We start from the raw sequence: 11971 nt of genomic DNA, 5'->3' as shown, positions 1-11971 counted from the left end.
TCTGTGAAATTTTCCAGTAGGGTTGGGCGCCGGATCGGATGGCTGGCGGCCTTTGTCGCTCTGGCGTCCGGCGCCTTCGCCCCGGCAGCGCACGCCGCACCGAAACAGGCCGTTTCCGGTACGGCTTCCGCGGCGCCCGCGCAGGACGATCCGGTTCAGAACCCCGTGGGGAAGGTCACCATCCACTTCGAGCGGACCACCGCGTCGAAGTGCCCGGTGACCTTCAGGATCCACGGTTCCTTCGAGGGGCTCCCCGCCGGCGTGCAGATCATCCGGTACCGCGTCGTCGGCACCGAGAAGTGGCGGAGCTTCAAGGTTCCGCCCAACCACGGTGGCGCGTACACCACCGTCCTGCAGACGTTCGAATGGGACTGGGAGACGGAGGAGACGTCGGTCCAGATCGAGATCAAGCAGCCGGACGGTCTCGTGTCCAACGTCCTCCACTACTTCAAGTGCGGGTTGCCGGGCGAGGACGAGACGTTCGGCGAGACCACGGGGGATGTCGGGCTGACGGCCTCGGGCGGCCCACTGGCCGAACTCGTCGCCGACGCCTACGTGGACGCCGTCCAGGCTCTCTCCGGTGCGGAGGTCGCCCTGGTCAGCAGGTACGGCTTCTACGCGGGCCTGGACGCGGGCCCGGTCACCCGCGAGGAACTGTGGGGCACCCAGTCGGCCGGGCTCGCCGTGGACGTGCACGCGATGACCGGCGCGCAGCTCAAAAGTCTCCTGGCGTACCCGAACCCGCAGGGCTGGGTGCTCACTCCCTCGGCCGCGCTCCGCTACACGCTTGAGGGCGGAGCCGTCACCGAGATAACGCTGAACGATGTCCCGGTGACCGACACCCAGGTTATCAAGATCGCGGCCAACTACATCCTGATGGGCGGCTGGCAGGGGTTCCCGCAGTGGACGGGGACCACCAGCGTTTATCACGGCGGTCCGGACGACACGGCGGCACTGGCGTCCTACCTCGTGAAGAACTCGCCGGTGAATCCGCCCGCGGGGGACCGCGTCACCATTCGATAAGTGCCGATGAATCGTCCCGGCGAACATAGTACCGGGTGACCGAGCTGGTCGCCGGACGGAATTCGTTCCGTCCGGCGACCGGCCATCGGCCGGAATATCGCCACGCATACAGGAAAAAGGCTTCACGCTGTCGGTATTCCTCTTGAAGCTCAGTGTATTGGAGGTAAAGGTGCCGCCGGCATGTCGAATACGGTGAAAAAGGATCCTCGGAGCCCGGATTTCCGAAGAGTTCGCGGCCGGGCGTGGGGTTGAAATAGACACCGTGGACCGGTCTTTCGTTCGCTCCACTCGGCCGGGGGCTTTCCGAGGGCCGACTACGCTTCCCCGCGCGCCGGTGAGGGGCGGCACCGCGTCACCCTCGGAGGCGGCGAAGACGCTTCCCCTGCGCGCCGTGGGGGTGGCTCCCGGCATGGCGAGGATGGGGTCCTCCGCGCGGGACGGCGTGATCGTGTTCGACGTGCTCGGCCCCGGCGAAGCGGAGCGATGGTCGCTCGGTCGTCGCGCGGTCCGGCCGTCCTCGCCTCGGGTCGCTTTGCGAGTGCGTGCCGGAAGGTTTACGGGCGACGGGAGGCGCAGGGGGAATCGGTCACTTCGTCGTCCTGTTGCGAATCATGAACGCCAGACCGAATTCGCAGGAGGACATCATGACGACCACGACGCGTCCCGCCGAGGCCTCCGGGCAGTTCACCATCGGGGGCGACCTCACCGTCAACCGCCTGGGCTACGGGTCGATGCAGCTCACCGGCGAGGGAGTGTGGGGAGACCCACGCGACCCCGACGAGGCCGTCCGGGTCCTGCGCAGGGCGGTCGAGCTCGGCGTGAACCTCATCGACACAGCCGACTCCTACGGCCCGTTCGTCGCCGAGCTGCTCATCAAGAAGGCGCTGCACCCCTACGCCGACGACCTGGTGATCGCGACCAAGGCGGGGTTCACCCGGCAGGGTCCCGGGCTCTGGACGCCGGTCGGCCGTCCCGAATACCTGCGCCAGCAGGTCGAGCTGAGCCTGCGCCACCTCGGCGTCGAGCGGATCGACCTGCTGCAGCTGCACCGCATCGACCCGGCCGTCCCCGTCGCCGACCAGGTCGGGGAGCTGGCGCTGATGCAGCGGGAGGGCAAGATCCGCCACATCGGCCTCAGCGAGGTGAGCGTCGAGGACGTCGAGGAGGCGGGGAAGTCCGCGACGATCGTCTCGGTGCAGAACCTCTACAACCTCGCGCACCGCGACGCCGAGCCCCTGCTGGAGTACTCGGAGGCGAACGGCATCGGCTTCATCCCCTGGTTCCCGCTCGCGACCGGCAGGCTGGCGGCGGAGGGCGGCCCGCTCGCCGCGGCGGCGAGGGAACACGGCGCAACCCCTTCGCAGCTCGCCCTGGCGTGGCTGCTGCGCCGTTCCCCGGTGATGCTGCCCATCCCCGGCACCTCGACGGTCGCCCACCTGGAGGACAACGTCGCCGCCGCGGCCGTCCGGTTGACCGACGAGGAGTTCAACGCTCTGACCAGGGGCGTCTGAGGAGACCTGAGAATTTTCCCGAGGATACTTGCGAACAGAAGAGCCGCTAACCTATAACTGAAGTAAGAGGTTTCCGAGAAGGCAGGCTTGAGGATACCTGCCAGTTCACACGGAGGTGGTTACCGATGCTGCTGACGTCGATCGACCCGTTCATCCAGGAGTTCGACCGCCAGTTCGACAGGCTCTCCCGCCAGGTCCTGGGGTCGGGTGATGGTGCCGCGCGCGTGGCCATGCCGCTCGACGGGGTCCGCCGCAAGGACGACGTCCTCCTGAAGTTCGATCTCCCGGGCATCGACCCCGACACCATCGAGGTGACCGTCGACCGCGGGGTGCTCTCGGTGAGCGCCGGCCGCGAGGAGGAGTACGGGGAGGAGGACCGCCTGTTCGTCCGCGAGCGCCCGATGGGCACCTTCACCCGCCGCGTCTACCTGTCCGAGCACCTCGACAGCGACAAGGTCGACGCCGCCTACTCCAACGGCGTCCTGGCGGTGCGCATCCCGGTCATCGAGCGGGCCAAGCCCCGCAAGGTCGCGATCCAGAAGGCCGAGAGCACGGCCGACCAGAAGTCGATCAAGGCGTGAGGTCCAGGGTCTGACCGCAGAACCTCCTCGGGGTGGGTGCCGGTTCCGGCACCCACCCCGCGCGTTTCCCGCCCCGTCCCCTCCTGGGGAACCATCCACGAACCCCACGACCCCGCAAGGGAACCCCATGACCCCGCAAGGGAAAGGAGCGGTGATGGCCCGGTTACCCTTCGACGACGAGCACGCCCCGCTGTACTCCGTCGGCCAGGTCGCCGACATGCTCGAGGTCGAGCAGGCGTTCCTGCGCAGGCTCGACGAGCACGACGTGGTCAGCCCGGCCCGCTCCACCGGCGGCCAGCGACGCTACACCCGCCACGAGATCGGTGACCTGCAGGACGCCATCCGGCTCGTCGGCGAGGGGATGAGCCTCGCCGCCGTACGCCGGATCTTCACCCTGCAGCAGCAGGTCCGCGACCTGCAGGAGGAACTGGCCAGGGAGCGTGCCGCCCGGCAGGAGGAGCGCTCCGCCGAGCGGTAGGACGGGAGGAGCCTGCCAGGGAGCGTGCCGCCCGAGGGGAGGAGCGCTCCACTGAGCGGCAGGGGCGGCAGGGGCGGCAGGATCCGCTCAGCCCTTGATGGCGCCGATGATGACCCCCTTGGTGAAGTGCCGCTGGACGAACGGGTAGACGAACAGCACCGGCAGCAGCGCGAGGACGACGATGGCCATCTGGATGGCCAGGCTCGGCGGCGGTGACTGCCCGGCGATGGTGCCGACGCCGGTCTGGCCGGCGATGAGTGACTGGCCCTGGAGCACGTACTGCCGCAGCACCACCTGCAGCGGCCACTTGGCGCTGTCGTTGAGATAGAGGACGGCGTTGAAGAACGAGTTCCAGTAGCCGACCGCGTAGAACATGCCGATGACGGCGGTGACGCCCTTCGACATGGGCAGCACGATCGTCCGCAGGATGCGGAACTCGCTCGCGCCGTCGATGCGGGCGCTGTCGGTCACCTCGTCGGGGATGTTCATGAAGAACGCCCGCATCACCACCAGGTTGAACGCGGTGACCGCGCCGGGCAGGATGAGCGACCAGTAGGTGTCGATCAGTCCCAGCGAGCTGACCAGCAGATAGTTGGGGATCAGCCCCGGTCCGAACAGGAAGGTGAGCAGGACCAGGAACAGCATCGGCCGGTGCAGCAGCGAGCCGGGCCGCGACAGGCCGTAGGCGGCGAGCACGGTGACGGTGAGGCTGATCGCCGTGCCGACGAGGGTGACGCCGAGGCTCACCATCACCGACCTGGTCACCACGCCGCCCGCGAACAACTCCTGGTAGGCGGCGAAGGACAGCCCGTTCGGCACGGTGACCAGGCCGCCGGCCTCCGTCACCGCCTCCTGGGTGGACAGGCTGGTCAGTACGACCATGTAGATCGGGAAGAGCACGCACGCGACGATGAGCGTGAGGACGAGTCCCTTGAGGAGAGCGCCGACGCGGCTGGGCCGCTCGGCCCAGGGGGGAAGAGTCGTCATGATCGTTTGTAGATTCCCTGCTCGCCGAATCGGTGGGCGACCTTGTTGGCCACCAGGATGAGCACCAGTCCCACCAGGCCCTTCACCAGACCGGCCGCCGCGCCGTAGCTCCACTCGCCGGTGAGCAGCGTGCGCCAGTACACGAACGTGTCCAGCACCTCGGCGGCCTCCCTGCCGACCGCGTCGCGTTGCAGGAAGAACTGCTCGAAGCCGACGTTCAGCGCCTCGCCGAGGCGCAGGATGAGCAGCAGCACGATGACCGGGCGCAGGCCGGGCAGGGTGATGTGCCACAGCCGTCGCCAGCGGCTCGCGCCGTCGACGGCGGCGGCCTCGTAGAGGTTCTGGTTGATGGCGGCGAGCGCGGCGAGGAAGATGATCGTTCCCCAGCCGGCGTCCTTCCAGACCGTCTCCGCCGTGACCAGCACGATGAACGTATCCGGATTTGTCATGATGTCGATGCCGTCGTACCCGTGGTCCCGCAGCGTCTGCGCGAGCAGGCCCGCGCCGCCGAACATCTGCTGGAACAGCGTGACCACCAGCACCCACGAGAAGAAGTGCGGCATGTAGACGATGCTCTGGATGAACAGCCGCAGCCGGGGCCGCACCACGCTGTCCAGGAGCACGGCGAGCAGGATCGGCAGGGGGAAGTAGAAGATCAGCTGAAACGTGGTGATCGTGAGGGTGTTGATCGTCGCGTCCCAGAAGCTCGCGTCGAACATCAGCCAGTGGAAGTTGGCGAACCCCACCCACGGACTGTCCCCGATGCCCACGTACGGCGAGTAGTCCTGGAACGCGATCACGTTGCCGAGCAGCGGGACATAGTGGAACAGGATGAGCAGCCCGATGGCGGGCAGGGTCATCAGCAGCAGCTGCCAGTCACGTTTCAGTCGCGATCCGAAGGGTTGCGGGCGCGCCCGGCTTGTCCTCGAACCCCTTTTGCGGACATCCTTGGAGGTGCCGGCGCCGGCGGGTGAGGTCAGGTCACCCGCCGGCCCGGTCCCTTCGCTGTCTTCGGGGGCGGTCCTAAGCACGGCCGTTGTCCCGCAGGACCTTCATGTAGAACTCGCGGGCCTCGTCCCCGCCGTCCCGCCGCCACTCCGTGACGATCTGCTTGGCGTCGCTCACCGGCCGCCGGCCCCGCATGATGTCGGTGAACTTGTCCTCGGTGGGGACCTGCAGACCGGAGTACTTCGACGGCTTCTGGATCCTGATCCCGTCGAAAGGACCCTTCTCCAGATACTGGAAGCTCGCGTTCTGCCACTCCATGTTGAGCTTGACGGCGTCGGGGAAGGCCCAGTCCACGTAGATCGGGCGCCCACCCAGGAAGCCGTAGGTGTAGGCGACCTCCTTGCGGCCGAGGTCGGTCCCTTCAGGGATGCCGTTCGCGTCCCGCTTGAAGTGCTTGCCCTCCACACCGAAGTTGGCGAGCTCGTACTCCTTGGTCCCGTACGGCGCCGCGCACCAGTTGAGGATGGAGATGATCTCCTCCACCCGCTCCTTCGGCAGGCCCTTCTTGACGAAGGTGAAGAGGCCCGCCGCGTTGCCGTGGTACATCAGCGGCGTGCCGCCGTCGTGGGCGAAGACCGGAAAGGCGCCCAGGCCGAACTCGGGGTTCCTGCCGCGGTGCTGCTGCAGGAGCTCCTTCCAGCCGCCCAGTCCGTCGCGGTAGATCAGGATCTGCCCGCTCCCCATCAGCTCCTTCTCGTTGGCGCCCTTGCTGCCGACGACGCTCGGGTGGACCAGCCCTTCCTTGAAGACCTTCCGCATGAACTCCAGCATCGGCTCGAACTCGGGGGTCTCGTACTTGTGGACGAGCTTGCCGCCCTCGTACCGCCACTCCTGCGGGATGCGGAAGGTCGGCCACATCATCTCGTGGATGCTGCCGAACGCCCAACGTTTGGCCTTGGCGTCGGTGATCTCCTTGCCGAGTTCGAACAGCTCGTCGGCGGTCTTGGGGTTGGTGTTCCAGCCGTTCTTGTCGAACAGGTCCTTGCGGTAGAGCAGCGCGAAGGGATACGGCTCGGTCGGGAACGGCACCGCCATGAGCTTGTCGTTCCAGACCGACCACTGCCACGCGGCGGTCGGCAGGTTGGCCAGCAGCTGGTAGGGCTTGACCTTGTCGCCCTGCAGGTAGGGGGTGAGGTCCTCGAAGGCCTTGTCGACGGCGGTGTTGAAGTCCGCCATCTTGTCGATCTCCCAGCTGGGGATGCACATGATCTCCGGGATGTCCCCGGCGGCGAGCCTGGCGATGACCTTGTCGACGTAGACGTTGCCGTCGGCGATCTGGAACTCCACGGTGGAGCCGATGTCGGCGTTGACGGCCTGGAAGTAGGAGTTGCTCGCCAGACCGGGCGGCGGCGGGCCCCACAGCGGGGTCATCGCCTTGTAGGTGCCGCCCCTGCCCGCCTTCTGGGTGAGCGCCGGGAGGGGGGTGGCCGGGTAGGAGGTGAAGCCGCCGCTGACGTCGGGTACCCCGGGATGGGTGGAGATCGTGCCGGGGATGTCGGGCTTGAGCCCGGGGAAGGCGGTGTAGGTGGGGGTGAGGGACGTGAGCTTGTCCGCCGCGGCGGCCGTGGCGCCTCCGCTGCCGGGCCGGGGGCCGCTCGGCGCGGAGCACGCGCCGAGCAGGCCGCCGCCCGCGGTCATCGCGGCGGTGAGCCCCACCAGCCCGAGGAATCCGCGGCGGCTGGTCAACGCGCCCTGGGGAAGGTCGTTCACGGGGCGCTCCCTTCGTTGGTTCGTGGTGGATCGGGGGGGGTGTCGTGGAGGATGGCTCCGGGGTAGAATTAGTTCGTCTTTCGACCAAACAAATTAGTCGAGGGTGGCCGCCGCCACAAGGGACCGCCGATCGCGGGGCACGGGGGAGCGGTCACGGATTGGTGAACGATGGGGCATGATGGGGCCAGCCTGGCCGAGCGGGAGCGGGACTCACCTTGATCACATCTACGACTGACCCGCGGCCGGCGGACTTCGCCGACGTGCGGGCCACCAACCTCGCCGTCGTGCTGAGGTTCGTACGCGGGCACGCGCCGTGCTCGCGGGCCGACATCGCGGCGTCCACCGGTCTCAACAAGGCGACCGTGTCGAGCCTGGTCGCCGATCTGATCGACCGCCGGCTGGTCAGGGAGACCGGCCTGACGGAGAACCGCGTCGGCCGCCCCGCCACGATGCTCGTGCTCGACGGCTCGCCGTACGCGGCGATCGGCATCGAGGTGAACGTCGACTACGTCACCGCGGTCGCGGTGGACCTGTCGGGGGAGAAGCTGCTGTCCTGGCGCCGGTCCTTTCCCGGCGCGGCCGGTACGGCGGGCCAGGCGATGGCCACCGTCGCCGGAATCGTCCGCCGGGTGGTGAGCCGGATGGCGAAGGAGGAGCGCCAGGTCCTGGGGCTCACCGTGGGCGTGCCCGGACTGATCGGCACCGACGGCGCCGTGCGCGTCGCCCCCAACCTCGGCTGGCGTGACGCCGACCTCTGCGGCGACCTCACCAAGGCCCTGCGCGACCCGGGCTTCCCCGTGCAGGTCGACAACGACGCCAACCTCGCGGCCCTGGCCGAGCACCGCTTCGGCCCGCACGCGGGGACGGCGAACCTGGTCTACCTCACCGGCGAGATCGGGGTCGGGGCCGGGATCATCCTCGACGGACGGCTGCGCCGCGGGGGCCAGGGATACGGCGGGGAGATCGGTCACATCCAGATCGACCCGCTCGGCGCCGAGTGCCGCTGCGGACGCCTGGGCTGCCTGGAGGCCGTCGCCGGGATCGGCGCCGTGCTGGAACACGCCGCGATCTCGCCCGCCGAGGTCGAGACCGAGCTCGAAGAGGTGGCGCGACTTGCCCGCGTGGGCGACGAGCGCACGCTCGCCGTGCTGAGCACCGTGGGCCACAACCTCGGCAAGGGCGTGGCCCTGCTGGCCAACCTGCTCAACCCCGAGGTGGTCATCCTGGGCGGCTACTACGTGCCGCTCGCGCCGTGGTTGCTGCCCGCGGTGGAGGCGGAGATCGCGGGACGCACGATCGCGCCGGACGCCGGGGGCTGCCGGGTGGTGGCCTCCACACTCGGGTACGGGGCGGCCGCGCTGGGGGGCGCCGCCCGGGTGCTCGACTCCGTGGACGCCGGCCACCTGCCGCGAGTCTCGTGATCCGCGTGCGGCCGGGGGAGTGCCCCGTGGGTCCGAAGGGCCTGCCGCGGGTCTCGCGATCTGGGTGAGGCCGAGGCGGGGTATCGCCCCGGGCGGATCGAAGAACCCGCGGTCCTCGTGATCGGCGTCAGGGCGGACGCCCCGTTGGATTCATGCTGTTTTCAAAGGATCCCCTGACCCGGATCCGAGGTTTTCCGGTCGCCGTCAGGCGTTCTTTCGATCCGGATCCGGGTGGATTCAGGCCGTTTGCCGGGTAACTCTTGACCTCGGCCGCACAGGAGTGCACCCTTCAGGGAAGCTCCGTTCGAAACACGCGCGTAACGAACACCGGGGCGCGCGGGTGACGACGGAGTTTTCCCGGACCGATTATCGAAGCGCTTCGACTGAAGCGCCCTTCCACGCCGGAAAGTCGAAGCGCTTCGACGCTCTCAAAGGGATGGTCCCCGATGAACGAACCGTTCCGTGACCCGGAACTCCCCCTCGCGCGGCGGATCGCGGACCTGCGCGGCAGGCTCACCCTGGAGGAGAAGGTCGGGCTGCTGCACCAGTACCAGCAGCCGGTGACCCGCCTGGGGGTCGGCCCGTTCCGCACCGGCACCGAGGCGCTGCACGGCCTCGCCTGGCTCGGTCCGGCGACGGTGTTCCCGCAGGCGATCGGGCTGGCCAGCACCTGGGACCCCGACCTGGTCCGGCGGGTCGGCGAGGCCACGAGCGACGAGGTCCTCGCCTTCCACCACAAGGATCCGACGGGGGCGGGGCTCAACGTCTGGGCTCCGGTCGTCAACCCGCTGCGCGACCCCCGCTGGGGCCGCAACGAGGAGGGCTACTCCGAGGACCCGTGGCTGACCGGCCTCATGGCGACGGCGTACGCGTCCGGCCTTCGGGGGAGCGATCCCGCGGTGCTGAAGACCGCGCCCACCCTCAAGCACTTCCTCGGCTACAACAACGAGACCGACCGCTGCGTCACCTCCAGCGAGCTGCCGCCCCGGGTGCTGCGCGAGTACGAACTCCCGGCCTACCGGCCCGCGCTGGAGAGCGGCGCCGCGGTCGCCGTGATGCCCTCCTACAACCTGGTCAACGGCCGCCCCGCCCACCTCAGCCCGCTGATCGAGGAGGTGCTGCGGGCATGGGCGCCCGACGACATCCTTGTCGTCAGCGACGCGTACGCGCCGGGCAACCTCACCGGCGCGCAGGGATACCACGACGACCTGCCCGAGGCGTACGCCCACGCGATCAGGGCCGGGCTCGACAGCTTCACCCAGGACGACGACCGTTCCGAGGCCACCCTCGGCCACATCCGCGCCGCGCTGGAGCGCGGCCTGCTCACCGAGGAGGACGTCGACGCCGCCGTGGGGCACGCGCTGTCCGTCCGCTTCCGGCTGGGCGAGTTCGACCCCACCACCCCGTACGACGACATCGACGAGGCGGTCGTCAACTGCCCCGAGCACCAGAGCCTCGCCCGCGAGGCCGCCAGGCGCTCGATCGTGCTGCTGCGCAACGACGGCCTCCTGCCGCTCGACGCCTCGGTGCGCAGGATCGCGGTCATCGGCCAGCTCGGCGACACGCTCATGGAGGACTGGTACTCGGGGACCCTCCCGTACGCCGTCACCGCCCGCGCAGGGCTCGCCGAGCGGTGCGAGACCGTCTTCTGCGAGGCCGTGGACCGGATCACCATCTCGGTGGACGGTGGCGCGGAAGGAACGAACGGCCGTTTCGTCGTCGCCGACCCCGACGGCGGGCCGCTCGGGCTCGGCGGCGAGCCCGACCTGTTCGACCTGTTCGACTGGGGCGGCGGCTGCTACGCCCTGCGGGCCGTGACGACCGGCCGCCACCTGTCCGTCGACGAGAAGGGAGTGCTGGTCAACGACCAGCCGGGTCCCAACGGCTGGGAGGTGCGCCAGACCTTCCGCACCGAGGACCGCCCCCGAGGCGCGCTCGCGCTCCGGCACATCTCCACCGGCCGCTACCTCGCCTTCGACGGTGAGGTCTTCCGTCTCGCCGACGACGCCGACGCCGCGGCCTGGCTCACCGTGGAGCGGGTGGTGAGCGGCGCCGAGGCCGCCGCCGCGCTCGCCGCGACCGCGGACGTGGCCGTGGTGGTCGTCGGCGACCACCCCCTGGTCAACGGCAGGGAGACCGAGGACCGCCTCGACCTCGCGCTGCCCGCCGCGCAGCAGGCCGTGGTGCGGGCGGTGCGCGAGGCGAACCCGAGAACCGTGATGGTGATCAGCAGCGGCTACCCGGTGAGCTGGGACGGCGACGACCCGCCCGCGGTGCTGTGGTCCTCGCACGGGGGCCAGGAGTACGGCCACGCGCTGGCCGAGGTGCTGTTCGGCGACGCCGACCCCGAGGGGAGACTCACCCAGACCTGGTACCGCTCGGCGAGCGAGCTGCCCGACCTGCTCGACTACGACATCATCGCCACCGACGCGACCTACCAGTACTTCAGGGGGACCCCGCTCTACCCCTTCGGGCACGGTCTCGGCTACACCACCTTCGAGTACGCCGACCTGGCCGTCTCGGTGGAGGGCGGCAGGCTCACCGCCTCGGTCACCGTCACCAACACCGGCTCCCGCGAAGGGGTGGAGGTCGTCCAGATCTACACCCGCCAGCGGCGCTCCCGGGTCAAGCAGGCGCTGCGCCACCTGCGCGGCTTCGTCAAGGTGCGTCTCGCCCCCGGCGAGAGCACCCGGGTCGACTGGGGGCTCGACATCGCGGAACTGGCCTTCTGGGACGTCACCAGGGGCCGGTTCGTCGTCGAGGACGCACCCCACAAGGTCATGGTCGGTGGCTCCGCGCGGGACATCCGGCTGTGCGCCCCCTTCCACGTGGACGGCGAGCGGATCCCGCCGCGCGACGCCTTCGCGGGCCCGATCGCCGCCGTGGACCACGACGAGTACGACTCGGTGGCGTTCGTGGACGCGGCCAGGGTCTCGGGTGACGCCGTACGGTCCGCCGCCGAGGGCGCGTGGATCGTGTTCCGCTCGGTCGACCTGGGGGAGGGGGCGCACAGCCGGATGTCCTGCTCGGCCACCGCGACCAGCGCCGAGGGCGGCGTGCTCACCCTGCGCCTGGACGACCCCCTCTACGGGCCCGTCGTCGGCGACCTCCCCGTTCCCCGCGCGGGCCGTTACGACCTCGCCGAGATACGCGCCGGGCTTGCGGAGGCCGGGGGAGTCCACGATCTTTATGTGGTGTTCGAGAACGCGGGGATCACCCTCGCCTCCCTGAGCTTCGGCGCGGTCACGTGAG

Annotated in this window: 9 protein-coding genes; 6 read left to right on the top strand and 3 right to left on the bottom strand. The window is 69.4% G+C overall.

Translation table 11 applies throughout. The features are described 5' to 3' along the window. Positions 1–3 precede the first annotated feature (3 nt). From AB0B90_RS01265 to AB0B90_RS01250, 4 genes are all read left to right on the top strand, one after another. A complete protein-coding gene (locus tag AB0B90_RS01265) occupies positions 4–1023 on the top strand; it encodes a 5'-nucleotidase C-terminal domain-containing protein (protein WP_362920163.1) in 1020 nt (339 codons plus the stop codon). A gap of 644 nt (positions 1024–1667) precedes the next feature. After that, on the top strand, positions 1668–2534 hold the full coding sequence (locus AB0B90_RS01260) for an aldo/keto reductase (RefSeq protein ID WP_350943509.1): 867 nt from the start codon (positions 1668–1670) through the stop codon (positions 2532–2534). A gap of 125 nt (positions 2535–2659) precedes the next feature. Continuing rightward, positions 2660–3115: an Hsp20/alpha crystallin family protein gene (locus AB0B90_RS01255; protein WP_350943510.1), complete on the top strand. Its 456-nt coding sequence runs from the start codon at positions 2660–2662 to the stop codon at positions 3113–3115. A gap of 154 nt (positions 3116–3269) precedes the next feature. Then, positions 3270–3593 carry a MerR family transcriptional regulator gene (locus AB0B90_RS01250; RefSeq protein WP_350946384.1) on the top strand — a complete coding sequence of 108 codons (324 nt, stop codon included), beginning with the start codon at positions 3270–3272 and terminating at the stop codon, positions 3591–3593. Between the two features lie 87 nt (positions 3594–3680). Here the strand turns inward: AB0B90_RS01250 and AB0B90_RS01245 are convergent, their stop codons facing one another. From AB0B90_RS01245 to AB0B90_RS01235, 3 genes are read right to left on the bottom strand one after another with little or no spacing between them, the layout of a single operon-like run. Further along, positions 3681–4580, bottom strand: a complete 900-nt coding sequence (locus tag AB0B90_RS01245; RefSeq protein WP_350946385.1) for a carbohydrate ABC transporter permease — start codon at positions 4578–4580, stop codon at positions 3681–3683. Continuing rightward, a complete protein-coding gene (locus tag AB0B90_RS01240; protein ID WP_362920392.1) occupies positions 4577–5560 on the bottom strand; it encodes an ABC transporter permease subunit in 984 nt (327 codons plus the stop codon). Before AB0B90_RS01240 ends, AB0B90_RS01245 begins: the two co-directional genes overlap by 4 nt. Before the next feature lie 43 nt (positions 5561–5603). Beyond that, a complete protein-coding gene (locus AB0B90_RS01235) occupies positions 5604–7298 on the bottom strand; it encodes an extracellular solute-binding protein (protein ID WP_362920160.1) in 1695 nt (564 codons plus the stop codon). 215 nt (positions 7299–7513) lie between these two features. On the opposite strand from AB0B90_RS01235, the gene AB0B90_RS01230 reads away from it, so the two are divergent. After that, positions 7514–8719 (top strand): ROK family transcriptional regulator, encoded by a 1206-nt coding sequence (locus AB0B90_RS01230; RefSeq protein ID WP_350946387.1) that lies wholly within the window; start codon positions 7514–7516, stop codon positions 8717–8719. Positions 8720–9165: 446 nt separating this feature from the next. Next, positions 9166–11970 (top strand): glycoside hydrolase family 3 C-terminal domain-containing protein, encoded by a 2805-nt coding sequence (locus AB0B90_RS01225; protein WP_350946388.1) that lies wholly within the window; start codon positions 9166–9168, stop codon positions 11968–11970. Position 11971: the final 1 nt, after the last annotated feature.

It is taken from the genome of Streptosporangium sp. NPDC049078 (genome assembly GCF_040648855.1).
GTDB lineage: Bacteria > Actinomycetota > Actinomycetes > Streptosporangiales > Streptosporangiaceae > Streptosporangium.
Note: the sequence above shows the minus strand (reverse complement) of the source record. Positions and strands in the feature narration are given on the sequence as shown.